At 36.0% G+C, this 26355-nt stretch carries 22 protein-coding genes; 12 read left to right on the forward strand and 10 right to left on the reverse strand.

What is annotated here, in order from left to right:
* The 3 genes from RTX21_RS04620 to RTX21_RS04630 form a co-directional block, all read right to left on the reverse strand.
* Entirely contained in the window at positions 1-579 is a 579-nt protein-coding gene (locus tag RTX21_RS04620) for a hypothetical protein (protein ID WP_312765644.1), read from the reverse strand.
* A 99-nt stretch (positions 580-678) separates the two neighbouring features.
* On the reverse strand, positions 679-3591 hold the full coding sequence (locus RTX21_RS04625) for a DUF11 domain-containing protein (RefSeq protein ID WP_312765645.1): 2913 nt from the start codon (positions 3589-3591) through the stop codon (positions 679-681).
* A 555-nt stretch (positions 3592-4146) separates the two neighbouring features.
* The gene (locus RTX21_RS04630; RefSeq protein ID WP_312765647.1) at positions 4147-5760 is read right to left on the reverse strand and encodes a helix-turn-helix domain-containing protein; all 1614 of its coding nucleotides are present in this window, start codon (positions 5758-5760) and stop codon (positions 4147-4149) included.
* Positions 5761-6342: 582 nt separating this feature from the next.
* Here RTX21_RS04630 and RTX21_RS04635 point away from each other — a divergent pair.
* A complete protein-coding gene (locus RTX21_RS04635; protein ID WP_312765649.1) occupies positions 6343-7368 on the forward strand; it encodes a TerC/Alx family metal homeostasis membrane protein in 1026 nt (341 codons plus the stop codon).
* A gap of 104 nt (positions 7369-7472) precedes the next feature.
* On the opposite strand, the gene RTX21_RS04640 is transcribed toward RTX21_RS04635, so the two are convergent.
* Together RTX21_RS04640 and RTX21_RS04645 are read right to left on the reverse strand one after the other, a co-directional pair.
* On the reverse strand, positions 7473-8558 hold the full coding sequence (locus RTX21_RS04640) for an MBL fold metallo-hydrolase (RefSeq protein ID WP_312765650.1): 1086 nt from the start codon (positions 8556-8558) through the stop codon (positions 7473-7475).
* Positions 8555-8917, reverse strand: a complete 363-nt coding sequence (locus RTX21_RS04645) for a DUF2116 family Zn-ribbon domain-containing protein (RefSeq protein ID WP_312765651.1) — start codon at positions 8915-8917, stop codon at positions 8555-8557. The genes RTX21_RS04640 and RTX21_RS04645 overlap by 4 nt, the downstream gene beginning before the upstream one ends.
* 180 nt (positions 8918-9097) lie before the next feature.
* Here RTX21_RS04645 and RTX21_RS04650 point away from each other — a divergent pair, with 180 nt between their 5' ends.
* The 3 genes from RTX21_RS04650 (at position 9098) to RTX21_RS04660 (ending at position 12548) form a co-directional block, all read left to right on the forward strand.
* Positions 9098-9430 carry a single-stranded DNA-binding protein gene (locus tag RTX21_RS04650; RefSeq protein WP_312765652.1) on the forward strand — a complete coding sequence of 111 codons (333 nt, stop codon included), beginning with the start codon at positions 9098-9100 and terminating at the stop codon, positions 9428-9430.
* Between the two features lie 60 nt (positions 9431-9490).
* Positions 9491-9931 carry an HRDC domain-containing protein gene (locus tag RTX21_RS04655; RefSeq protein WP_312765654.1) on the forward strand — a complete coding sequence of 147 codons (441 nt, stop codon included), beginning with the start codon at positions 9491-9493 and terminating at the stop codon, positions 9929-9931.
* 70 nt (positions 9932-10001) lie between these two features.
* Positions 10002-12548 carry a phosphoenolpyruvate carboxylase gene (locus RTX21_RS04660; RefSeq protein WP_312765656.1) on the forward strand — a complete coding sequence of 849 codons (2547 nt, stop codon included), beginning with the start codon at positions 10002-10004 and terminating at the stop codon, positions 12546-12548.
* 199 nt (positions 12549-12747) lie between these two features.
* Here the strand turns inward: RTX21_RS04660 and RTX21_RS04665 are convergent, their stop codons facing one another.
* Together RTX21_RS04665 and RTX21_RS04670 are read right to left on the reverse strand one after the other, a co-directional pair.
* Positions 12748-13134, reverse strand: a complete 387-nt coding sequence (locus tag RTX21_RS04665; protein ID WP_312765658.1) for a hypothetical protein — start codon at positions 13132-13134, stop codon at positions 12748-12750.
* A gap of 34 nt (positions 13135-13168) precedes the next feature.
* Positions 13169-13369 carry a hypothetical protein gene (locus RTX21_RS04670; protein WP_312765660.1) on the reverse strand — a complete coding sequence of 67 codons (201 nt, stop codon included), beginning with the start codon at positions 13367-13369 and terminating at the stop codon, positions 13169-13171.
* A 123-nt stretch (positions 13370-13492) separates the two neighbouring features.
* On the opposite strand from RTX21_RS04670, the gene RTX21_RS04675 reads away from it, so the two are divergent.
* A complete protein-coding gene (locus RTX21_RS04675) occupies positions 13493-14182 on the forward strand; it encodes a response regulator transcription factor (RefSeq protein ID WP_312765662.1) in 690 nt (229 codons plus the stop codon).
* 34 nt (positions 14183-14216) lie between these two features.
* Positions 14217-15581 carry an ATP-binding protein gene (locus RTX21_RS04680; protein WP_312765664.1) on the forward strand — a complete coding sequence of 455 codons (1365 nt, stop codon included), beginning with the start codon at positions 14217-14219 and terminating at the stop codon, positions 15579-15581.
* Positions 15582-15586: 5 nt separating this feature from the next.
* On the opposite strand, the gene RTX21_RS04685 is transcribed toward RTX21_RS04680, so the two are convergent.
* The gene (locus tag RTX21_RS04685) at positions 15587-16426 is read right to left on the reverse strand and encodes a GLPGLI family protein (protein ID WP_312765666.1); all 840 of its coding nucleotides are present in this window, start codon (positions 16424-16426) and stop codon (positions 15587-15589) included.
* 147 nt (positions 16427-16573) lie between these two features.
* Here RTX21_RS04685 and RTX21_RS04690 point away from each other — a divergent pair, with 147 nt between their 5' ends.
* From RTX21_RS04690 to RTX21_RS04710, 5 genes are all read left to right on the forward strand, one after another.
* A complete protein-coding gene (locus RTX21_RS04690) occupies positions 16574-17821 on the forward strand; it encodes a TolC family protein (protein ID WP_312765668.1) in 1248 nt (415 codons plus the stop codon).
* 17 nt (positions 17822-17838) lie between these two features.
* Positions 17839-18921, forward strand: coding sequence for an efflux RND transporter periplasmic adaptor subunit (locus RTX21_RS04695; RefSeq protein WP_312765669.1), 1083 nt, complete (start codon positions 17839-17841; stop codon positions 18919-18921).
* A gap of 300 nt (positions 18922-19221) precedes the next feature.
* Positions 19222-22320 (forward strand): CusA/CzcA family heavy metal efflux RND transporter, encoded by a 3099-nt coding sequence (locus tag RTX21_RS04700; RefSeq protein WP_312765671.1) that lies wholly within the window; start codon positions 19222-19224, stop codon positions 22318-22320.
* Between the two features lie 453 nt (positions 22321-22773).
* Positions 22774-23394, forward strand: coding sequence for a peptide deformylase (locus RTX21_RS04705; protein ID WP_312765673.1), 621 nt, complete (start codon positions 22774-22776; stop codon positions 23392-23394).
* Between the two features lie 48 nt (positions 23395-23442).
* The gene (locus tag RTX21_RS04710) at positions 23443-23784 is read left to right on the forward strand and encodes a phage holin family protein (protein WP_312765675.1); all 342 of its coding nucleotides are present in this window, start codon (positions 23443-23445) and stop codon (positions 23782-23784) included.
* Positions 23785-23925: 141 nt separating this feature from the next.
* Here RTX21_RS04710 and RTX21_RS04715 read toward each other — a convergent pair whose 3' ends face one another.
* Positions 23926-24513, reverse strand: a complete 588-nt coding sequence (locus tag RTX21_RS04715; protein WP_312765676.1) for a Crp/Fnr family transcriptional regulator — start codon at positions 24511-24513, stop codon at positions 23926-23928.
* Positions 24514-24647: 134 nt separating this feature from the next.
* On the opposite strand from RTX21_RS04715, the gene RTX21_RS04720 reads away from it, so the two are divergent.
* Positions 24648-25541: an SDR family oxidoreductase gene (locus RTX21_RS04720; protein ID WP_312765677.1), complete on the forward strand. Its 894-nt coding sequence runs from the start codon at positions 24648-24650 to the stop codon at positions 25539-25541.
* 41 nt (positions 25542-25582) lie between these two features.
* Here the strand turns inward: RTX21_RS04720 and trpA are convergent, their stop codons facing one another.
* Positions 25583-26314 (reverse strand): tryptophan synthase subunit alpha, encoded by a 732-nt coding sequence (gene trpA, locus RTX21_RS04725; protein ID WP_312765678.1) that lies wholly within the window; start codon positions 26312-26314, stop codon positions 25583-25585.
* Between the last annotated feature and the right edge of the window lie 41 nt (positions 26315-26355).

The raw sequence follows: 26355 nt of genomic DNA on the forward strand, positions 1-26355 counted from the left end.
TCAAGGTTTCCAAAATGTCCAACCTTCGCCATTAAAAAGTGCGAGTCTTTTAGCCCCACTTTTATTGATGTATACGAGCATTCCAGGTGCTGGATCAGGAACATCGTCAGTATTATTCACCATAGGTAAGACCATTGCTTTGGTGTCGGATTCTAGCACTAAAACTCCTTCTGCGCTAGTTGTATCTGCTCCAATAATAACTTTGGCAGAAGGTTCCTCGGCGACCACAGCCGAAGTTGGCTGAATATTGATGGCTGCAGAGATGTCAGCCGTATTACCATTACTTAGGTCTATCCATCCATCAGGCGATTCCGTAGAGGTCACTCCGTTGTAGTACTTTATTTTTGCTTTGGTAGCATCTGTTGCATCTAATATCAATGTACCTTCTACCAGACCAGATCCGGAAGGCACTGTTCTGACATACGGAAGAATGATACCTTTGTTCTGTCCCGCAGCAAATTCTAACAGTACAGATGTTTTTTGTCCTGCCGGAACTGTTCCAGTGGTATTTCCGATAATTACTTGTGAAAAACTAAAGTTGTAAAAGGTTAAAGAAATTGTCAAAAATAAATTTTTCATTTTGTTTTCATTTGTTTATTTCTACTTAGTGATCTTCTAACTAGACTTAATTAAATATTGATTTTTATCTATTGTTTCTCATATATCAAAGAATTGAAATTATGGACAAGCGGGCTTATTGAAACAACTCCAAACACCATCATGATAGATCTTTATACATTTTACTGTAGTGTCATAGACCATCATACCTTCTTGGGGTTCAGTTATTTTAGGAGTAATGACCGTAGGACTAGTTTGTCCCTCGATATCAATTGTTGAAAGTCTGGTAATCACAAATCCTTTTGTATTGGACTCCAAAGCAATATGTCCTGATTTTCTTGCCATTGGCCAATTGTCAGTATTATCGCTTCCTGCTCTTTTTAATAGAGTGATCCCTGTTTTCGTATCCGGACCATTACCAGTGATCACTGGTGGTCTGTAGCAAGCACACGGAGCGATATTCAATCCGTAACCATAACCATCCATGATAGTAACACCCACGACATTTTGTGTAACCGTGATATTATTTGTCGCTGAATGATTCCAAGTAATTGTGTTCAGTGTATTACCATTTGTCAAGACAAGAGGAAATAAGGGTCCGTATGAAGCCTTGCTACCAAAAAGTGAGATTGCTCCTGATGGACTAATAACTATACGAATCAAAGGATTTCCTGCGTTTCCTCTCATTTGCCAAATAGCTGCTGCTGATCCATTATTGGTTGTATTAGTTTCATATTGATCTCCATCAGCAAATTGGACATTGATACCGGATGTCCCGGAAGATTGAAACTGAAGTTCCTGCGTGGCAATGAGAGTTCCGTTTATATTTAAATTAAAAGAATTGTCCAGTTCATATATATCAAGCACAAAACCATAATTAGAAGGAGGTTGTATCACATTCTGAGTTATAAAAGGTTCTGACGAATCAGAATAATTCCATTGAAAAGTATTACCATTGACCGGCTCGGTACATACTTCTCCAGGAGTGAACGAAACCGTGTTATTTGTCAAAATATTATTACAATTTCCTCCCATTCCATTATTGGCACATTCATATTCAGCATCTGTTGGCGGAACCCCAGGTGTTGTGTTTGTGGCATCGGGATCGGTAACATCATTAGGTCGAAGGATCGATGCTTGTGTCTGTATGTTTCCTGGAGCTGCTCCATCCGTAACAGTTACTGTAATAGAATAGGTAATTTCACACCCATTGGGAAGGTCTAGCTCTGATGAATAAGTATGGGTAGAAGGGTTGTATGTTAATACTACAGCTTGGCCACCACAAGAGTTCCCTGCAAAAATAAATGATTTGGGGTCTAACCCAGAAGGCAGAGTAAAAGTAAAAGGAGCATTTTGGACATCGCTTGGACCATTGTTTTTTACCTTTACAGTATATGTCAGGTCGTCTCCTGTAGTTATGTTGGTCTTATCTACTGTTAGTGCTGTAACTTGCAGGTCAGCAGTCTTGACGGCTACCGAAGTGTCTGATTGAGCTATTGGTCCTTTTATGTATGACCATGTGTCTATCGATTTTTCATTTCCAAAACCATTACTAAGACTGGCGGTTGGTAGCGGGTTTGTATTCCCTGTTTGTTGACCCCACATATGACCACCGGTTCCAGTAGGTCCACTTAATGAGCCATTAACACTAGTATTGAGAGGATTCGAAGCTTTACCTTGATTGTTGACAGAAGAGATTGTGATATCAGTATCATTCCAATATACACGAAAACGTTCATTAGACGAGTCTAAACCATTTAAAAGTTCCAATATGATACCCGACGGATTGATTTCCATGTCTATATAGGGAAAATGGACCTCAGCGCCACGTAGCTGTACTTTTATGTCGATAGGCTGATCTCCTTGCGGCAAAGCATTTTCATTCCCGTCTTTGCCATCCCAAAAAACAGTATTAGCGCCAGCATCTGCAATTCCTGTCAATGTCCTTGTTGCAAAACTTGCCGGAGTGGATGAACTTTCGATACTGATCGTATATGATCCTAATACAGCAGCGTTGAAATTAATATAACCTCCTTTGATACTGCTTACTTGTCCTGGTGTACTTTCTGCTCCCACGAGTGCCACATTGTTCACGGTAGGGATTATAATATTATTTTTAAGCCATGTACTATTTCCAGGGACACTACCACTTGCACTTGTCGGCATATCGGTTGCAGGTTGGGCATAGAATATTTTATGGGTTATATTCTGTGCTGTGTCAGCGGCTGTCGGTGGCTGGACATAAGATGCTATACCACTTGAAAAATCCATACTCTTATAGAGGTTGTTATTTCCGGATATGAATCCACGGTTGTTGACGAAAAAAGTAAAACCAACACCATTACTGCCGTTATTATTCACTCTATAGATGTAACCATCCTTTGTTAATGCGAATAATTCGCCATAAAATCCTGAAGTTTGACTACTGCTTATATGGAGATTTACAACATTGGTATAAACACGTCCAGAAATCCATGCGCCTGAAGATTCTACTGAAATATCCCAGGCAGCGATTAACTCGGTACTGGTCCCTTGAGTCCAATTAGAATTTGCTGCAATACTAGTAACAGAAGGTGAACTAGATGAGCTAACATCACCTGTCGGCAAAAAATCTATTTTCCAAATCCCTACCTGGTCAGATGCTGCCGTTCTGTTAAATGTAGAATATCGATTGCCTCCCGTTCCTTGTGAAGACAATCTAGGTCCGGCCAATTCGGCGGTCCTGCTACCTATCTGTCCTGTTGTATTGTTAGCCGATGTATATACGGTACCGTTGGGGGCTGTCAAAGTAATTCTTCCATTCCCAATTCCCTGAGCGCTGGAGGCAACATGTAGTATTTCACCTGCTTTCACATATGCATAATGCGTTCCTGTTGTTTTAAAAGGCCAGGATGCCAAGGTTGTTCCGGAAGTTCCATTATAAGAATTACTGTATAAAAATGCTCTTCCTCCCAAAACGCCACTTGGATAAAGATTTTTTGATCCATCTGCGAAGAGATAATTGCTGATTACCAGAAATAAGATAGTCAGCATAATTTTCCAAATATCAAAAATTTGTAAAGCTTTTAGTTTCATTTTTGTGTTCATTGTGTATTAGAATATAAATATATTTTCAGTCTAATTATTTGTATTATAAACGATTGGGAAGTGTGTAATATAGATGCATACAATAATGTTCTGTATTCTTTATGACAGAATCCAATACGGATGCTCTGGTGACCAAAGTATGATAGAGTTTATTTTTGAATAAGCTGTTGATAGCTATTTGGTAAACCAAAAGAGCCGAATCGTATTTGTTTAAAATCAATCCATGAAAACAAGATGTTATATTTAAAAAATACTTTTCCCAATCTTAATTATTGGGAAAAGTAAATAGTCTCTCCATCATTTGCATTGTATGGTATTTTAAAAACTTTTTTGCGAAAATACAGGCAGGCAGGGACGTTAAACAAACAATGTTAAGTGCGTATTCGGGAAAATGAATGACTAAAAATGGTTGAAAATAAAAAAAAGGAACAGCCTTATGCTTTATAAATCAGCACTATACATTTTCATGATAAAGAAAATTTGTTTTTATAGCTTCATTACTTATTTTGCAAAGAAATCAGGGTTCTTTTTTAGATGTTCGATGAATTGCGAAGGCGATAGTTCCGTTATTTTTCTGAATGCTGCAGCGAATTTGCTTTGGGAAGAAAATCCAACTTCTTCGGCTAATGTAGAAATTTTGTATTTATGATATTGAGGATCATTCTTCAATTTATCGATGATGTACTTTATGCGTAGCTCATTGATATAATTTTTAAAATCTTTCTTTTTATATGTATTCACAACATAAGAAAGATATTTTGTATTTGTATTACAATAAGAAGCCAAATAAGGAAGGGAAACAGTGCTACGGGTAAATAATTTTGATTGTTCAAACTTCTCAAGTTTAAGCAATATTTTTTTCTCTGTGGCTGGGGTCATCATCATGTTTTGTTCAGGGTCTTCTGACTGATTGTCAGGAGAAGATTCATTAAGGTCTTCGTCATGGAAATTCTTTGGAGGTATTTCAATATTCAGATCTTGGGCTTTTTTCTGTTTTTCCATAGCCTGTATGACCTTATCGAATTTATTTTTTTGTTTTTTTCTATATAAAAAAAAGTAAGTGATTCCAGAGATAATAAATAATAATGCAATCCAGATCAAAATGCTTTTTTTCTCCGTTTCTTTTTTTATATCATCATTCTTTTTGATAAGTTTTGAAACAGAATCACTTATGAATGAAGAAGAATTGGTTGAGATCTTTTCAACAATCGAATCTTGTTTGATTTTGCTTTCCTGAAGTTTATCGATATCCCTGGTCAAAGAATAATATTCTTGAGAAGTTTCGTAAACCTCATTTTTTAAACTCAAATATGGTGATTCTTCTGCAAGACGTTTGGCTTCATCCAATCTTTTTTTTGCTTGCTTCACATCTTTTTTGGCGATAAATATCTTCGCAATACCATTTAGGACAAGAGCTTTCATAAAGTTATCCTGCATCTGTTCCAGATTTTTGAGTGCTACATCATAAAAATCAAGTGCTTTATCGTATTCTTTGACACGATAATAAATCAAGCCTAAAAGCTGATTGTTATTGGCTATTACGAAAGGATTGGTCTGGCCATTCAGGTCAAAATATTTTTGAGCTTCCAAAACATAAGAAATCGATTTTTTATAATCCTTCATCTCAAGTTCATAATAGGCTTTTTCCTGCATAATAAAGCCCATCGTTTGATCGACAATTTTTTGGTCGCTGATCTTTTTTGTGGCTTCCGTCGTTTCATCGATATACTTTTTGGATTGCTCAAAAAGTTTCAATTGACGATACTGTGAAGCGAGAAAACCTGATATCTTGGCTTTCCATATGAAATCATCATTATCATTGCTTATCTGCTGCGCCCTCACAGCATATCCAATAGCTTTTTTGATATCACCAGATTGTTGTAATAACGATGCAGACAGCATTAGGCTTTTTACCTTGAACCTAGGAGTCTCTGAAATACTGAATAGCGAATCAGCAATTTTCAAAGCTTTGGGAAAATCTTTCTGGGAAATATCAATATAAGTTTTTGTATAAATCTTATTGTATTCTTCAGGATTCTGTGCGCTAATTTTTGCAAAAATAATGGTAATTAAAAAAATGAAAATTTTTCTCCAATTTTTTTGATATAAGCTCATCTATATTGTGTTATGAAAATAAAATTCAAATTTAATAAAGATGTTGTGTGCAAAAAATATAAAGGTCGATTTTCTGTAAAATATGTTGATCCTTTTTCGGTAAAAGGACTTGTTGAAATTTCAAACAAATGCTTAATAAACAATACTTTATTAGTAATATAATCAAGTCATAATTATTTTCTCCATATCACACTATTTCGTCTCTTATTCTTCGGAATCTATTTGCTAACAGGCAATAATTGTATTCAGAATAAGGAATTCAGATCTTGAGAATCTTATTAATTTTCACATAATTGAAAAAATCACCAGTTTTTAACCTTTTGCCAGAATATTTTCAAGTATTTTAAGGTGTAAAATTGTGACACGTTTTTATGATTTTTTTTACAGATTACTTGTTTTTTCTTTCAACAGCTTTTTCTATATTTAAGCGTTTTTTAAAGCATAGTATAATATTTACTTTTTTGGATTTTTAGAAAATGTAATATTGACTTTTCAAAAGTAAGTTCAAATGAGATTATATTATAATAGTTTTGGGAAAGTCAGGATTTTGAGACAGCGGTCTTAAAAAAATAAATTATAAATATGGATAAGAGTGTTATCGATCTGCATCCAAGTCTTGTGATAGGCTTTGCAATCGTTGTAGTGGTAATGTTATTACTGGACCTTGGGGTTTTTAACAAAAAGGCACATGAGGTGTCTTCTAAAGAAGCTACGGTCTGGACAGTTGTCTGGATTTCTCTATCAATGGTCTTTTCAGGCGTCGTGTATTGGGTCTTCAATCAGGATACTGGTGGACATGCTTTAGCAATAGAAAAATTTACCCAGTTTCAGGCTGCCTATTGGATTGAGAAAGCTTTGTCTGTTGATAATCTATTTGTATTCATTTTAGTATTTGGTTTTTTCAAAGTACCAAGACATCTTCATCATAAAGTACTATTTTGGGGTATCATTGGCGCACTGATTTCTAGGGCAATCTTTATTTTTGCCGGTGTCGAGCTTATCGAACTTACTTATTTACCAGATATGACTATTTTTGGTCATATCGTTAAGATCAATGTTGTGATGACCCTTTTCGGAATCTTTCTGATCTATGCTGGAATTAAATCTTGGGGTGGAGGAGATAACGATGAAGAACAGGATTACAGTGAAAGTGCGGGAGCTAGATTGGTCAAAAGCTTCTGGAAAATTTCTGACAACTATGATGGTGATAAGTTTTTCACAATACAAAACGGAATAAAAATGGCAACGCCACTTTTAGTTGTTGTTGCGGTAATCGAATTTACAGATGTATTATTTGCAGTAGATTCTATCCCTGCTATATTTGCAATCTCTAAAGATCCATTCATCCTTTATACATCTAACATTTTTGCAATATTGGGATTGAGGTCTTTGTATTTCCTGTTGTCTAATTTTATTTATATGTTCAGCAAATTACCTTATGGACTTGCAATTATTTTGAGTTTCATTGGTGTTAAGATGTTGATTTCTCCTTGGTACCATATTTCATCTCCTGTATCATTAGGTATTGTAGGTGGAATACTGATTTTATCTGTTGTTATTTCGATTATGTTTCCCGATAAAGATGTTGATAAAAAAGAAAGAGTTTAATAATACTGAAATAATAAAAAGAGCCGAATATATTCTATTCGGCTCTTTTTGAAAATTGAAATTTGTTTATTAAATAAGTAAATTATCGAAAAACACATGAAAAATCAAAATTTCCACCACTCAGAAAAACTTTGAGAATCATTATCCAGATCCAGTTTTTCACCAATTAAAGGTGTGAATATTTTGAAGTTTTTATCTTTAGAATTTTCTGACACTTTTTGCAAAGGCTCGTTCCATGAATGTTGGGCCAAAGCGAATTTTCCGGAGTGGACAGGCAAGACATTTTTTACATTCAGCTCTTCTGCTACTTTCACAAATTCGTCTGGCAAAGTATGGATATATCGCCATTTTTCGTTGTATTGTCCGTTCTCAAGAATTGCCCAATCAAAAGGACCGAATTTTTCTCCAATCTCTTTAAAATGAAAATCATATCCGCTATCACCACCAAGAAAAATTTTCTTTCTCGGAGTTTCCAGAACAAATGAAGACCAAAGTGTATTATTCCTTTTGAATCTTCGTCCGGAAAAGTGTCGTGCTGGAGTAGACGTGATTTTAAAACCATTCGTTATTTCTGCATCTTCATACCAATCCAATTCGATAATTTGGTCTTCATCAAAATTCCATTTTTCAAAATGGGAACCAACTCCCAATCCGCAAATTACTTTATCAATTTTTGGCTGTAAACTTTTAACTGTTTTATAATCAAGATGATCATAGTGATCGTGAGAGATAATCAGAAAATCGATATCAGGAAAATCTTCCGCAGAATAGATATCCGTACCAATAAAAGCTTTTGTAGTTCTCGGAATTGGCGATGCATTTCCACTGAAAACAGGATCTACCAAAAACCGTTTTCCATCCAACTGAAAATAATAAGAAGAATGTCCCATCCAGACCAGGAAATTATCTGAGATTGGCTGCTCCTTCAGATTCAGTTTTTTTGTTGGTAAGAGAAAATTTGGTTTTTTATTTTCAGTTTTATCTGTTAGAAACTCCCATAGAACTTTTCTCATTGTGAAACCTTCTGCTAAAGAAGGTGTGAAACTTAGATTTTGAAAAATACCATCTTTATAATTAGGCGATTGTTTCATTCTTATAAGACGTTTTCCTTCGGCTTTTCCTCCAAATACAGGAAGGTTGTAAACATAAATTGCTAAAGCCAAAAGCAGGATGAGAAAAGTAATGATCATAATTTATTCAGTCGTTTTTTTACTAATAATAACCATTCGTTATCAAGGGTCTTGTAGCCTTGTTCATAAACGAAAAAGTATTGTGAGCCGTTTTTGTACGTTACGATCTGTGTGATATATTCAAAATCGAAACCGGCACTTAGTAACTTAAGACGATTGATTTTTGTTTTTCCTTCAAAATTATGTTCAGAAAGTATGCGATAATTTTTGCGGAGCTTGTTGTTGACGTTCCGCATATGGTTTGTAGAAGTTTTGTTTTGCTTGTTGTTAAAAGCGTTTCGACAGGCATCGGAACAGAATTTCTTATCCGAACGTCCGATGATTTTGTCGCCACATTCCGGGCAGGTTGGGTTTTCCATTTTTTGTGTTTGTTTTTTATAAAGATAAATAAATTAAATTCATTTACAAACGATTACAAACGGATATAAATACTTTTTAACCGAATCAGGTTTCCTTTTGTTGAAAATTTGCATCAAGGAAATCGGGAAACACGACAACACGACCCGATTTCAGATGTCTAATTTTTAAATATTATTACTATGTCGTTAAGAAACAAAGTGACACTGATTGGTCACACAGGGAAAGAAGTAGAAGTTTTCAACTTCGAAAACGGAAACAAGAAAGCAAATGTTACACTTGCAACCAATGATTTCTACATAAATGCTGCAGGCGAAAGAGTAGAGGAAACGCAATGGCACAATTTGGTAGCTTTTGGTAAAACAGTCGATATTCTGGAAAAATATGTTCCGAAAGGAAAAGAGATTGCTATCGAAGGAAAATTGACTTATCGTTCATATGACGATAAAGAGGGAACAAAACGATTTTTGACTGAGATCAAAATTGATGAATTAATTCTTCTGGGTTCGAAGTAATCACTAAATCTTGGCGAGCTTCTAAAGTTTGTCAAGATTTTTCCTATTAAAAATATTATTATGAAAATCAAAGTTTTGAAAATAAGAATTTCCGAGGAATCCCAAACTTCAGATGAATCATTAGTTAATGATTTTATTTCCAGACATAATATTGTGAACATGAATTCAAAATTAGTTCAGGATGAAATCAATTATTGGTCTGTTTTGATTTACTATCAGGAAAAATCTGAACAATCCAACTCAAATAAGATGAGTATTGATTCAGAAGAAGAACTTTCTGAAGAAGAGAAAATCATTTATAATAAACTAAAAGATTGGAGATTCGAAAAGTCTAAAGAGCTTCAACAGCCTCCGTACATTATTTTTCACAACAAACATCTGATGTCGATTGCGAAATTCAAACCATATAATTTGCAAGATATGGAACAAATAAATGGTTTGGGAGAATCCAAAATCAAAAGATATGGCGCAGAAATTATTGAGATTTTAGAAAATGCTTAGAGTTGAAAATTTAAGATAAAATAACATTTAAGGATATTGAGATTCTAAGTTTATCTCTTATTTTTGTTTTATGCTAAACAATCAGAAAATTGAAAAATTCAGGCAAATTGTAGAAAATAAATTTCAGATATACAATTCACTCTTTATGAGTTTGCCATATGATAAAATGACAAATATAGGGATGTTGCTCCCCTTTCTTGCTGAAGAGAGCAAAGAAGGTTATCAACAAGGGAAATCTCCTGAAGAGATCGTAGAAGAGTTTTTTCAGAAACATACAGAGCTGAAGACTGAAGATCAAAAGTTAGAATTGCTTTTCAAGATCATTCAATACATAGAGAGACAGGTAGTATTGTTTGATAGTATAGAAGATGCTGCTTTTCAGAAACTACATTCGGAAAGTGACCCGGGAACGGTTCTCAATCTTTATGACCGTGCCAATCAAGAACATCATATGACTGCGATCAGAAAGAAAATGGATGATTTTGCGATCAAGATTGTTTTTACGGCTCACCCGACTCAATTCTATCCAAATGCTGTCCAGAGAATCATCCACGATTTGAGAGATGCTATTATCAATGATTCGGTAACACAGATTGATACATTGCTGCAGCAATTAGGAAAAACACCTTTTGTGAATAAGGAAAAACCTACACCTTTGGATGAAGCGATGAGCATTATCTATTATTTGAGATATGTTTATTATCAAAGTATTGGAGAGCTTTACAAGAAAATAAAACAGACTTTTGGAACGTCTAATTTTACCCCAAATCCAGATATAATCCAGTTAGGATTTTGGCCGGGAGGTGATAGAGACGGTAATCCTTTTGTAACATCTGACATTACTTTGAAAGTTGCTGAAGAACTGAGAATTTCGATTCTGAAAGATTATTATGGACACTTGAAAATTGTACGGAGAAGATTGAGCTTCCGTGGTGTCTCAGATATTTTGAAAGCCATCAGTCAGAGAATCTATGATGCTATTTTCCAGGAAGGTGTAAAAGTCTCTGCAGAAGAAATCATCACCGAACTTAATAAAGCTGAAAAAATTCTTGTAGAAGAACACAACGGACTTTTCCTAGATGTTTTGGATGATTTCAGAGATAGGGTAAGGATATTCGGAACTCACTTTGCAACTTTGGATATTCGGCAGGATAGCAGGATTCATCAGAATGTGATCAATGATATCTTTAAAAAAGTTATTAATGAGGATATAAATTCAAAAACAAACGATGAGAAAATTCAATTGTTATTAGATTCAGGTGTTGTTTTAGATCCTGAGGATTTTGAAGATGATATGACAAAAGAAACCCTTAGGAGTATTTATAATATCAAATTGATTCAGAAAAATAATGGCGAACGAGGTTTGCACCGTTACATTATTTCAAATTCCGACGAGGTGAAAGATGTTATGAACGTTTATGTAATGATGAGATTATGTGGTTATTCTGAAGAAGATATCAATATCGACATCGTACCACTTTTTGAAACAATGGAAGGTCTTGATAAGTCTGAGCAAGTGATGCAGACTTTGTACAATGATAAAATTTATCAGAAACATCTGAATAAACGGAACAGAAAACAAGTGATCATGCTTGGATTCTCCGACGGGACTAAAGATGGCGGTTATCTGAAAGCCAACTGGCAGATCTATACTTCCAAAGAAAAGCTGACAAAAGTATCGGAAGATAACGATATCAAAGTTATTTTCTTTGATGGTAGAGGTGGACCACCAGCGAGAGGTGGTGGAAAAACACATGATTTTTATGCTTCTCAGGGTAAAACCATTGCCAATAACAAAATCGAACTGACAATACAAGGGCAGACCATCACCAGTGTATTTGGAAATAAAGATCAGGCTAAATTCAATTTTGAACAGCTGTTGACAGCAGGTATTGAAAATGATGCATTCAAAAGCTCCAAAAAAGAACTTAATGAAAAAGAAAGAGCTTTGATCTCTGAATTGGCAGACATCAGTTACAGAAAATATTCTGACTTAAAAGCACATCCAATGTTTGTTCCCTACCTTCAGGAAATGAGTACTTTAGAATATTATGGAAGAGCCAATATTGGAAGCCGACCAAGTAAAAGAGGAGCAGGTTCTGAACTGAAATTTGAAGACCTGAGAGCTATTCCATTTGTTGGGTCATGGGCACAATTGAGACAGAATGTCCCTGGTTTCTTCGGCTTCGGATCAGCTTTGAAGGATTTGAAAGATGCAGGAAGATTTGATGAGATCAAAGAGCTTTATAAAGGTTCGGATTTTTTCAAGACCTTAGTTCTCAACTCTATGATGAGTATGAATAAGACCTACTTTCCACTGACTTATTATATGAGAAACAATGAGAAATTTGGAGAGTTCTGGAACATTCTCTTCTCCGAATTTGAATTGTCTAAAGCAATGATGCTGGAGCTGACCGGCTATAATATCCTGATGCAAGAAGAACCTATTAATAGAAAGTCCATCAGAATCCGTGAAAAGATCGTACTTCCACTATTGAGTATCCAGCAATATGCGCTGATAAAAATACAGAAAGAAGAAGGTAACAGAGAGAGTTATGAAAAACTCGTAATGCGATCTTTATTCGGAAATATCAATGCTAGTAGAAACTCTGCTTAAAAAATACATAAACCCTTCAAAAATTTTGAAGGGTTTTATTTTTTATAATTTATTTGACGATTTTTATTCAAATATCTATTCACAAATTTAACTCACTTTAATGTTATTTTTAATTTGGAAACTTTTTACATCAGATTTTTCAATGATTTTTAATCTGACTTTGTCAGTGGTTATTTCTGTTTTTATCGATGATATTTAACTATTTGATTTCTTTTATCAGCCCGATTATTTCTAAAAAGTTATCTTCTTTTTTAAAATTTTTAATTTTTTCAATTATTTCAGGATAGTCTTTGAATAAGATCAATAGTTGTTCTTTCGCATTCTCATATTTTTTTTCTTTCATTCGAATCAGGTATGGATATGCATACAACTTTCCATATTTATTCTGAGAATCCTGAAACAAAAAATTACTATAGTTTTCCATTGCTCCACCAATTGGATTATAACCAGTGATAATAACTAAAAATATATTGAATTTTCCCTCAGAAATTACCTGCCCAAATGTTTCTTTAATTTCTATTGGCCTTCCAACTAAAGCATAAGTATCAGCAAACGCTTTGAAATTAGACAATGTTACAAATTTCATATTTTCAGAAGAGAAACCTAAAACATCACTTGGCTTATTTTACAGGTTTTTCTTTTTCATTTTTACGAAATTTCAAATCACTTGTCTGGCTTGGGAACCATTTCAATTCTCCATCAACAATTGATGAATCTTTTAGAGTGAGGCTTCCTTTTGTAAATTCTTTTGCGAAAGAATAGTCTTGTCCAAATGAAAAAATATAATTCAAGGCTAAAAATAGTGTAAGTAAATGTTTCATATTAGATAAATGAAAAATCAGTGATTTTATTATTAACAAATTACTGAAGTTATAATTTTAAAATCAAAAGTTCTTCCATTTTCTCTCTTCTCAAATTACTTTTCCCCATATTTGTAAAAATAAATGAATCACATAATGCAGGCATTACTTTTAGAGGATGATTCGGTTCTGTCATCGGAAATTGCACTTTTTTTGGAATCCAAATCCATCAAAACTGACAAAGCAGAGGATGGTGAAAAATTCCTCGATATATTTTCTAAGAAACCTTATGACGTTTTTCTTTTGGATATTAATGTTCCTAAAATCAACGGTTTGGATATTTGTAAAACCATTCGTGAGAGCAATTCAGAAACACCAATAATCATTATCTCGGCGTATGACGGAATCGAGGAGAAAAAAGAAGCATTTCTGAGAGCAGCTGATGATTATCTGGTAAAACCATTTTTATTGGAAGAATTATTACTTAGAATTAATTCTCAAATGAGAAGACTGACCCCGAAAACGGAAGAAAAAGAAAAAATCGTGGTCGAAGATTTGATCATTTATCCCGAAGACAGCAAAGTTTTCCGTTCTGGAGAAGAGATCAGTTTGACCGTGAAAGAATTTCAATTGTTGGTTTTATTAGCCAGAGCAAACGGACGGACACTTTCTAAACAATATATCTCGGACGAAGTTTGGAAAAACCAATTCCAGTCCACAAACAACGCCATAGAAGTTTACATCAACTTCTTAAGGAAGAAAATAGACAAGAATTTCAAAACAAAACTTATCCACACAAGACCAGGTTTCGGATATTACCTAAGCTCATTATAAAAAAATTAATAATTCATCATCTATAATTAATAAAATGTCTTTGAAACGTAAAATTGCATTTAGTTTAAGTATCGCATTTTCCCTGATCTTTGGGATAATGATGTTTATTGTTTACGTTTCATTCAACGACTTCCGCAGGGACGAGTTCAAGGAAAGATTCCAGAAACGTCTTGTTTTCACGGTTAACTTCATTGAAAAGTCAGGTGATTTTGAAAAAGAAGCGCCCATTTTCTTTGATGAAAATTCAGACAATGTTCTTTTGAACGAGAATATTATGATTTTCGGAGCAGAAAAGAATTTGGTTTACAGCACTTTAAAAGACAAAAAAATTACTTGGGACCAAAGCTTATTGGAACGTTTGGACACCGAGAAAACGATTTATAATGAACGTTCCATTCCTGAGATCTATGCTGTTTTAAGAAATATCAAAGGTGAAAATTATTACATTTTGACTAGTGCTCAGGATGTTACAGGGCAGTCAAAACTTGACTTTTTGAAGTACACTTTGATTTTTTCTTATTTCGTAAGTATTATATTGATTTGGTTTTTCAGTTATTATTTGGTTTCTAAATTCCTTGAACCATTGGAAATTCTAAAACAAGAAATATCAGATATCAGCGTTCACAAGCTTACTTCGCCCATTGTTGTTAAGAATTCTAATGATGAGATTGGCGTTTTGGCAAAATCATTTAATCTGATGACCAGTCGATTGGACGATGTTTTCCAATCACAGAAAGATTTCAATTCCAGTGCAGCGCATGAGATGCGAACACCACTGACGAGAATGGCTTTCCAGTTGGAAAATTTGATTCAGTTGGAGAGTCATTCTCCAAAAACAAAAACTACTTTGCAGCAAATGTTGCAGGATGTCTATCAATTATCGGACCTTACAAAATCCTTGCTTTTATTATCAAAATTTGATAAAGAAGGTATCGCAAGTGTTTATGAAGAAGTGAGAATTGACGAAGTTGTTTTTGACGCTTTCGAGACTGTTCATCGCAATTTCCCGGATTTCAAAATGGATTTCTTGATTGATGAAGAAAGCATTGATGATTCGATTTTGACAGTAAAAGGCGTCAAATCTTTATTGGAAATTACGTTCATTAATTTATTCAAAAATGCAGCTTTATATTCAGACAATCAGGAAGTTGATATTTCTATTAAAGAAACTGATTTTCGAATTATTGTGAAGGTATTTTCCGTTGGGACTACCATTCCTGTTGATGAAAGAGAAAAACTTTTCGAAGCTTTTATGCGAGGAAGCAATTCCCATAGCAAAACAGGTTCTGGATTAGGTTTACGAATTGTAAAACGTATTTTGGAGTACCACAAAGCGGATATTTCTTACACGTCATTTTCCGACCACGAGAATCTTTTTACTGTTAATTTTAGAAAATAAATATTTTATTTCGGATAATGAACGGCTTTGTCCAGTTCCAATGGATTATAATATTTTTTGATGATTCCCTGCATATTTTTAGTCTCTGCATTGAGTTCTTCCAAACTATGAACTTCCCTTCCGCCGATGTTAATTTGTAGATTCTTGTTGTCTTTGCTAAAGTTGATTCTCTCAAAAGCAAATGGATCATTATAAAATTCTATCATCAGTTTTCTGATCTGCTTTTCTGAAACGGCGATGGCTTTATTGCCAAAATTACTTTCCATAAAGTCGTCCGTAGCGGGATTCCCCTTTATTTTTTGACTTTTTACAAGATTATAAATGAAATTATTTTTGTGATCTCTGATTTCAAAAACCAATCCCGGAAGTCCTTGAAATTTAAAAGGACCTTCATTGAGAGGGATTTCTTTGTTAAACCAGGCGATCCAGTTCCTTCCTCCAAATTTTGCTGTTGCTTTCTGTAAAGTGTAATTCTTAACTTTTTTGGTTTCGTTGGAAATTACCCAGTTGATTTTATCATTGGTTTTAAATGTATAATAGCCAAATTTTATATTGATGAAATTTTCATTTTCGGCAGAATTAAGTTTTCGTTTCACAATTTGTCCTGTCATATCGATATATCTATTATCCATATTCCCAAATTTTTTATTGAGAGAATCTGCAATCAGAAGATCACGCCCGTAAAATTTCACATCTTTTGTGCTGATATCCAGTATCATATTGACTTTCAGGTAATCTAAACTTGTCGAATCATATTTGTATTGCAGCTCATAAATAAACCTGTGGGTTTGAGCATTGGTAATAGTAAAGAATAATATAGTAAGAAGAATTATTAATTGTTTCATTCTGAGATTTAGTGTTTTAAATTTATTAAATATAACAAATAATCTATTGGAAATATTAAATTCGGAATAATTAAGCTTTTTTTAAGCCGCATTTAAGTCCGTTTTAATCTCGGAAAGCCATTTTTGCAAAACCAAAACGAGATAAGAATGAACAAAATTACAACGCTGGTGTTATCCGTTTCGGCATTTGTATGTCTATCCGGGCAGCAGCAGATGTCTCTTCAGGATTGCGAATTAGCATTTCAAAAGAATAACCTCCAACTTCTTGCCGCACAATACAATATCAGTATGGCAGACGCCGATATTATTCAGGCAAAGATCTGGGAACTTCCACAAATCGAAGGTTACGTGAATGCTGTCAATCCTCAGGACAAAAGGTTTTTTGATATCGGTAGAGCCAAAGGTGTGGAAATCACACAATTGATTTATCTGGGCGGAAAGAAGAAAAACGAAATCCAATTTGCAAAGTCCAACAAAGAACTGTCACAGTTACAATTCAATCAATTATTAGTTGACCTTCGTTCGCAGCTTCGGGAGACCTATTACAATTTGATTTACGAACAAAAGAAGCAAGTTAGCATTGATGCTCAATTGAAGTATATGAATGAGCTTTTGGCAGCTTATAAAGTTCAGACAGACAAAGGGAATATTTCACTCAAAGACTATGTCAGATTGCAGAGCATTGTCATTCAATTGAATAATGACAGAATCGAAATCAATAATAATATATTGGCTTTGCAGCAGAATTTGAAAGTTCTGACCGGTAATCAGGAAAAAGTAATTCCCAACTTACCAAAACCGGAGGAAAATGAGATCCTGGTTTCACAACCGTTCGGAGATTTGACTGTCCTTCAGGAAAAAGCTTTGCAAAACAATGCAGACTATCTCTATAATCTCAAATTGATTGACAACAGCAAGCTTTATGCGCAATGGCAAAAGTCGCTCAACACACCGGATTTGAATCTTGGCGCCGAATATGACCAAGCTTCCGGAACTTTCAATAATGAAGTTAATCTGAAAATCGGCATTCCGATTCCGCTTTGGAAAGTGAATAAAGGAAATGTTGAAAAAGCAAAATATGCCATTCAGCAAAACGAAAAAAACTCAGAATATCAAAAACTGAATCTCGAAACACAAGTAGAATCGGCCTATCAGACCTGGAAAAATCAATACGACCAATACTTTGAATTGAAACCTGTTGATTTGGAAAACCTAGAGACTGTGTACAATGGCATTTTGAAAAACTTCCGCAATGGCAATGTCAGCCTGATAGACTTCACCGATTTTATGGAAAGTTACAGGCAAACGGTTCTGCAGGTTTACGAGATGAAAAAGCAGATTATGATTTCCGCAGAAAACCTGAATCAACTAGTACAAACCAAAATCTTTTATTAATGCTAATGAAATTTGAAATGAAAAAAATAATTGCACCAATTATCCTTTCAGCAGTTCTGCTGTCTTGTTCCAAACAAGAAGAAGTAAAGCCAGAAGAAACAAAAGGTTTTGAGCTCAGCCAAACGATGCTGAAATCTACAACATTCGCAAAAGTTGAGAAAAAATTCATCGAGGACGAATACAGTTTCTACGGAAAAATCTCAGCAGATAAAAATAAATACATCGACATTTTTCCATTGGTTGGCGGTAACGTTCTGAGCGTGAATGTAGAATTGGGAGATTACGTGACCAAAGGTCAAGTCTTGGCAACAATCAGGAGTACCGAGTTGGCGGAAGTGCAGAAAGATGTGAGCGATGCCAAAACGGATTTGACCGTTGCAGAAAACAACCTTCGTGTTGCCAAAGAAATGTATGCTGGAAAATTGAACACCGAAAAAGACGTTCTGGAAGCCGAAAGCGAAGTCAAAAAAGCCAAAGACGCACTCCGCCGTTCGAACGATGTCAGCACCGTTTACAACGTCAAGCGTGGTAATATTTACAGTGTGATTTCACCAATCAATGGTTACATCGTCCACAAGGATATCAATAAGGATATGGAGCTGAGAAGCGACAGAAGCGAGAATATTTTCGATGTCGCCAATACTCGAAATGTTTGGGCAATAATGAACGTGAACGAAGCGGATATCGATAAAATCAATCTCGGAATGAAAGCCCAGGTTTCCACATTGTCATATCCGGACAAAGTGTTTTACGGACAGATTGACAAGATTTTCAAAATCATAGACCCGGATACCAATGCTATGCAGGCGAGAGTAGTTTTGGACAACTCACAAGGTTTGTTGATTCCGGACAGCAAGGCGACAATTCGGGTTTCATCAGCAGAAAATGCAACGGCTCTCGCCATTCCTTCCAAAGCTGTGATTTTTGACGACAACCGATACTTCGTCGTGGTTTACAAATCACAGACCGACATCAAGGTCAAAGAAATCAAGATTTTGAAACAAAATTCAGAAACGACTTACATTTCCGAAGGCGTTGCCGAGGGTGACAGTATCGTCACTACCAATCAATTATTGATTTACCGCTCTTTGAATAACTAAATTTTGGGCGTGCCCCTTTGTCCCGACTAGGTCGGACAAGCGGAATCGGTCTGCGCACAGCCGCTTTTTTGTTTGTCATCCTGAAGTTCTCGAAGGATATTTTTACAGAAAACAAAAAGAGCTCCGACAATTTGCTCCGCCCTCACGCAATTGCAATTCAATTTAAAATAATTGGATACGTTATAAAGAACTTTTATAAGCGTAAGCGCCTTTGTGAACCTCAGAAGCAGTTAGTTTAATAAAAAATCTTTGTGTGCTTTGTGTTCAAATTCACAATAACACCCAATTAAATCAAAACGTATGAACAAATTCATCAAAAATATCATAGCATTCTCACTCAAAAACAAAGCCTTCACATTCATTTGGGTAGCGATTTTGGCGGTTGCAGGATTCATCAGTTTCAAGAATATGCCGATTGAAGCATTTCCTGATGTCACCAATACCCAAATCGTCATCATTACCCAATGGAACGGGCGCAGCGCAGAGGAAGTAGAACGTTTCGTCACCACACCGATTGAACTGGCAATGAGTCCGGTTCAGAAAAAGACCAGCGTCCGGAGTACCACGATGTTTGGACTTTCCATTGTCAAGATTTTATTCGAAGATGGCGTGGATGACATCTTTGCCCGAAATATGGTCAACAACCAGTTGCGAACGGTAAGTTTGCCAGAAGGTATCGACCCGGAAGTTCAGCCACCTTATGGTCCAACAGGAGAGATTTTCCGATACACGCTGGAAAGTAAAGACCGAGATTCCAGAGACCTTTTAACTTTGCAAACTTGGGTGGTTGACCGAGCGCTTCGAAGTGTTCCCGGCGTTGCGGACATCAATGTTTTCGGAGGTCAGGATAAAGTATTTGAATTGAGCATCGACCCAAGAAAATTAGACAAATATAATCTTACACCAAGTGAAGTTTTAGAAGCCGTAACCAACAGCAACCTGAATGTCGGTGGTGATGTCATCGAGAAGAGTGGACAAGCTTATGTTGTTCGTGGGATTGGTCTGGTCAAATCAATTTCAGATATAGAAAATATTACCGTTCACAGTGACGGCGGCAACCCGATTTTGGTTAAATATGTAGCCGATGTTCACGAAGGTTCTTTGCCAAGAGTTGGTCAGGCTTCATTGGATAATGAAAAAGATACGGTTGAAGGAATCGTGGTAATGCGAAAAGGCGAGAATGCCCAGGAAGTTCTTTTGGCGGTGAAAGCTAAAATCGATGAGCTGAACAACAAGATTCTTCCCAAAGATGTAAAGATGAAAACCTTCTACGACCGTCAAAACCTTATGGATTTCACGACAAAAACTGTGATGCATAACCTTTTAGAAGGTATCATTTTGGTAACCGTGATTGTCCTTATTTTTATGGCAGACTGGCGAACGACTTTGATTGTTTCCATCATCATTCCATTGTCATTATTGTTCGCATTTTTCTGTCTGAGGATGGCGGGAATGAGCGCCAACTTATTGTCATTAGGAGCAATAGATTTCGGGATTATCATAGACGGTGCCGTCGTAATGGTTGAGGGATTATTTGTAATGCTTGACCACAAAGCGCATAAATATGGGATGGAACGCTTCAACAAAATGGCAAAAGCAGGTTGGATAAAACAAACCGGAACAGGACTCGGAAAAGCGATTTTCTTCTCAAAATTGATTATCATTACCTCATTATTACCGATATTTTCTTTTCAGAAAGTAGAAGGTAAAATGTTCTCGCCATTGGCATTTACATTAGGATTTGCATTATTGGGTGCATTGATATTCACATTGACTTTGGTTCCCGTAATGTCGCATTTACTATTGAAAAAGAATGTGCGTGAAAAAAACAATCCTTTTGTAAATTTCTGGGACAAATATGTAATGAAAGGTTTCAAATTCACTTTCAGAAATAAGAAAATCAGTTTGCTGGTTTCAACAGTTGTTTTAGTCATAACATTATTCTCGGCCAAATTCCTCGGAACCGAATTCCTCCCTCAGTTGAATGAAGGCTCACTCTGGATTACTGCAGAAATGCCGATGAGTTCATCACTTAAAGAATCTTTGAAAACGGCGGATGTTCTCAAAAAAGATATTATGAGCTTCTCAGAAGTGACGGGCGTTCTGGCACAAACGGGTAGGAGTAATGACGGAACCGACCCGAATGGATTTGGATTTGTGCAGTTTGCAGTAAGCCTGAAACCACGGGAAGAGTGGAAACGTAAGATCACTTATGATGAACTGGTGGAAGAGATTGATAAAAAACTGAAGAATTATCAGGGAATCACATTCAATTACTCTCAGCCGATTTCCGATAACGTTGCGGAAGCTGTTGCCGGCTTCAAAGCAGAAAACGGAATCAAAATCTATGGTGATAATCTTCATACACTTGATAGGCTGGCAGAAGAAGTTCTGGCATCCATCAAAGATGTGGAAGGCGTGAAAGAACCGGGAATTATCAAAAATATTGGTCAGCCTGAGATAAGTGTGGTTTTGGACAGAAACAAAATGGCAGCTTACGGTGTTTTACCTGCTGATGCTCAGGCGGTTTTGGAAATGGCCTTTGGTGGAAAAACAGCATCAGAAATGTTCGATGGTGAGAGAAAATTTCCAATCAGGCTGCGTTATGCAGAAGATTACAGAAAGAACGAAGAAGATATTGCTTCTCTGATGGTTCCGACTCAGGATGGTGCGAAGATTCCGTTGAAGGAAATCAGTACGATTGAGAAAGAGAATGGAGCAGCATTTATTTATCGGGATGATATCAAACGATACATTGGGGTTAAGTTTTCGATTAGGGACAGAGATTTAGGCGGAACGATTGCCGATGCTCAGAAGAAAGTTAAAAAGATCAAATTGCCGGACGGTTACTCGATTGGGTGGACAGGACAGTTTGAGAATCAGCAAAGAGCAACCAACCGATTGGCGCAGGTAGTTCCTATCAGTATTCTCGGGATCTTCTTCCTATTGTTTATCCTTTTTGGAAATATGAAAGATTCTCTTTTGGTTTTGGCCAATGTGCCTTTTGCCTTGATTGGCGCTATCATCGCACTGCATTTGACGCATATGAACTTCGGGATTTCTGCCGGAGTAGGGATGATTGCCTTGATCGGGATCTGTATCCAGAATGGTGTGATTCTGATTTCAGAATTCCATCAGAATGTCAAGAACGGTTTATCTCTCGATACATCCATAATGGAAGGTGTAAAAGTAAGAACCAGACCAGTTGTAATGACCGCTTTGATGGCATCTATCGGTTTGCTTCCTGCAGCGTTGTCTACAGGGATCGGTTCCGAATCTCAGAAACCTCTGGCGATTGTGATTATTGGAGGATTGATTACTGCAACAGTTCTTACGCTTCTTATTTTCCCGATTATCTTCTGGATTTTCAATAGAAGAAAAAATGAAGTGATAGATTAAGAGTTAAGAATCTCAGAATTAATTTGAGTTATAGTTGTTACATTTTTCTCTCTATTATTTGCGTTCCTCAAGGATTATTCCTGAGGAACGTTTTTGTTTACTTTGATTAAATCTCAAAAACGTCCGTATGTTTTACTAAAAACATCAAGACCTTTTCACTAAAACAACTTGACCTTTTTAGTAAAACATCAAGTTGTTTTTGATGCCATCTGCAAATGTACTATCCATCGGACTTGGCGAAGGGCATTTTTGAGCTTTGAAACAGCTTCGATTTTACTTAAATCTTTGTAGTAATTTCTCACTTTCTATCGGGCGAAGCGCACTCCGAGTTGAGTGGAAATCCTTTTTGTTTGTGCTCAATTTCTATTGATTCGGAACGTTCTGCAAAAAAGATTGGGAACGGAGCGTGGATAAAGGTGCCCAAACTATTATCTTTGATTTTAAAATTGAATTATGCGAAATTTCACTTTCCTTTTATTACTTCTGATAGGTTTCCTCGGATCTTCCCAAAAGTTTTCTAAGGACGAAAAAGAACTCATCTTGGCGGGCGATGTGAAGTCAGCCTTGCCAATCTACCAGACGGATACCGAGGAGCAACACAAGGTTTTGCTAAATCAATCAGAAGATATCTCGCCAAAGGATAAAACTTTGCCGTTTTTGATAGACAGAATGAGATTGGCTTTGGCTGGAACAGGCGGAGGTGTAGGGATTGCTGCGCCACAGGTCGGAATCAATAGGAGAGTGGTTTTGGTTCAACGCTTTGATAAAACAGGACTTCCCGTAGAATATTTTATCAATCCGAAAATTGTTTGGCGTTCGGAACTTATGAACAAAGGACCGGAAGGCGACCTTTCCATAGAGAACTTCCGAGATGCTTTCTACAGAAGTTACAGCATCCGTCTGGAGTATTATGACCTTGATAATAAGAAGCACGACGAAATGGTGGAAGGTTTTACCGCCGTGATTTTCCAGCATGAGATAGATCATCTTTCGGGTATACTGATTCCTGACAAACTGGAGAAAGAGAAGGATCTGCAGTATAATGAGGTAAAAGTCTATAAGCGATACAAATAATAGGTCTGATTTTTGAATGAGATTGTCTAACCAATTAAATTATAAACTATGAACTTTATTATCCGTTTGCTGATAACAGCCATTTCAGCATTTTTGCTTAGTAAGATCCTTTCAGGAGTACACTTTGACAGCTTTGGTTCTACCATTATTTTTGCTATCGTTCTAGGACTTCTGAATCTGATTGTCAAACCGATTTTATCGATTTTATCATTACCGATCACGATTCTGACGCTTGGCCTGTTTTCATTCGTCATCAATGCATTGATCATACTTCTAGCCGCATACGTAATGGGAAGTATGCAAGTGGATGGCTTCTGGTGGGCGCTGCTTTTTAGTATTTTGCTGTCGCTGGTCACTTCGGCATTTTCGACGATATTCGAAAGAGATTAAAAAAAAACAAAAAAGAGTTTCAAAATTTTGAAGCTCTTTTTTATTTGGTTTTTATCTCTCGCAGATTTAGCTAATTGAGCAGATGATAGAATTTGTTCAATTAGCTAAATCTGTGAGAATTTTTATGTATATCCTTAATGTTTACAAAACAGTTTTTAAAATATTTCTTCGGACACGCGACAAGGTTTCCCTGGAAAGTCCCAAATAGGAAGCAACCATATGCAGAGGAACACGATTGAAGATATCAGGATAAGTGTTGATGAAATCCAGGTATTTTTCTTCCGGACTGCTACTGATATTCATCAAAAGCCTTTTATGGATTTCCATCGATTTTCTTGTCAGGATGTTTTCTACAAAAATATTAAGTTCAGAGATTTGTTCTCTTAGTTCCGCAAAATCTTCTAGATTGAAAGCGAAGATTTCCGAAGCTTCCATTGCTTCGATATTGAGTTTTGAAGGCGAATTATTGTAGAAACTTTCGGGGTCGGTGGTCCAGGACATTTCGTTCACAAACTGAAGAATATGTTCATTGCCATCTTCAGAGATTGAATAATTCCGCAAAAGTCCTTTGGCAACAAAGATTTTCAAATTACAAACTTCGCCTTGTTTACAAACAATCTCTTTACGCTGGAGTTTTATCAGTTGACTTTTATATAAGATGAAATTGAACTTTTCTTCTGTAAAATCGGGTAAAACTCTCTGAAAGTAATTTTTAAGAATCTCTGACATTTTCTAAACTGAAATTATATTTAAAATTAATTCTTTTTATTGGATTAATATAAAAATTGTGTCAAATGACCTCGTTTTTGAGATGCTTTCACTACTAAATTTGTATTAGAAATTAACAAACAAAATTTAAGAATATGAAAGTATTTGTAACAGGAGCTTCAGGATTTGTAGGCTCAGCAGTTGTAAAAGAATTATTAGCAAATGGTCATCAGGTAGTAGGTTTAGCTCGCTCGGAAGAATCTGCAAAATCCATCCGAGAAGCCGGAGCAGAAGTTTTGATGGGAGATTTGGAAAGTCTAGATATTCTGCAAAAAGGAGCAAGAGAGGCGGATGGCGTTATTCATACGGCTTTTATCCACGATTTTTCTGATTATCAGAGTAATGCACTCAAAGACCAAAAAGCAATCGAAGCAATGGGAGAAGTTTTGAAAGGAACCGATAAACCAATTGTGGTAACAGGCGGAACCTTGGGACTTCCACTTATCGACGGGAAAATCACAGAAGAAAGTAAAGCGCCGGCAGAATCAATCAGATTTTCTGAAAAAGCTTTTGTGGATTTATCAGAATATGGCGTTAAAGCATCTATTGTCCGTCTTTCCCCGAGTGTTTATGGTAATTCTGAATTGGGTTTTAAAGGAGGTTTTGGAGTGATGATTACTGAGTTAGCGAAGTCTAAAGGATTAGCAGCTTATATTGGTGAGGGTAATAATGTTTGGCCGGCTGTTCATCGTGCGGATGCTGCAAAGATATTTCGTTTAGCACTTGAAAGAGGAGAAACTGGAGCGAGGTATAATGCCGTTAATAATGATAAACCATTGTCAATGAAAGAATTTGCAGAACTGATTGGTGAAAAACTTGATATTCCTGTAAAATCATTATCTCTAGAAGAAGCACCAGAATATTTCACTTGGATGACTTACTTTGTGCAGGAAGATTGTCCGGCAACAAATTTACAGACCAGGGGAAAATTAGGATGGAGTCCTTCTGAGAATAGTTTTGTTGAAGAACTGAACCAATATTTCTTTTAATAACAAAAACAGTCTTACTTCCGAAGTAAGACTGTTTTTTATTAATTTTTCAAACTTCTGATAAAGCTTTCTGCTTTCTCTTCCCAATCCTGATTTTCCAGCAGAATCTTCACAAAGGCAGTTCCGATAATGCCGCCTTGTGCTTTTTCTGTTACATTCTCAAAATCTTCTTTACTCTTGATTCCAAACCCGATGAAAACAGGGTTTTTCAATTCTAAAGAAGCTAATCTGTCCAGATAATTTTCGTTCTTGAGAAAAGCATTGTCGTTTCCTGTTGTGGAAGAGGAACTCACGGCGTATAAAAACCCGGAACTCAAAGAATCCAGATATTGGATGCGTTCTTCCGAAGTTTCGGGCGTTACCAGAAATGTGAAATTCAGGTTGTGTTTTTTCAGGATTTTACCGTATTGTTCAAATGCAACCGGTGGCAAATCCGGAATAATCAAACCGGAAATACCGACTTCTGCACATTTCTTACAAAAGTTCTCGAATCCGAACTGAAGAACAGGATTCAGATAACCCATCAATATCTTCGGAATCATAACAGATTCTTTGATTTCTGCCAATTGTTCGAATAGCTTTTTGATGGACATTCCGTTTTTCAATGCCAGAGAATGAGCCTCCTGAATCACAGGTCCATCTGCGACAGGGTCAGAATAAGGAATCCCGATTTCCATCATATCAGCCCCAGATTCCTGAATCAGTTTAGCGATTTTTCCCGTGTCTTGCAAAGTTGGAATTCCGGCTGTGAAATATATGTTTAGTTTTTTCATTTTGTTTTATGTATTAAAGTATTCACGTAAAATGTATTGAC

Source organism: Epilithonimonas sp., from assembly GCF_032054305.1.
Taxonomy (GTDB): domain Bacteria; phylum Bacteroidota; class Bacteroidia; order Flavobacteriales; family Weeksellaceae; genus Epilithonimonas.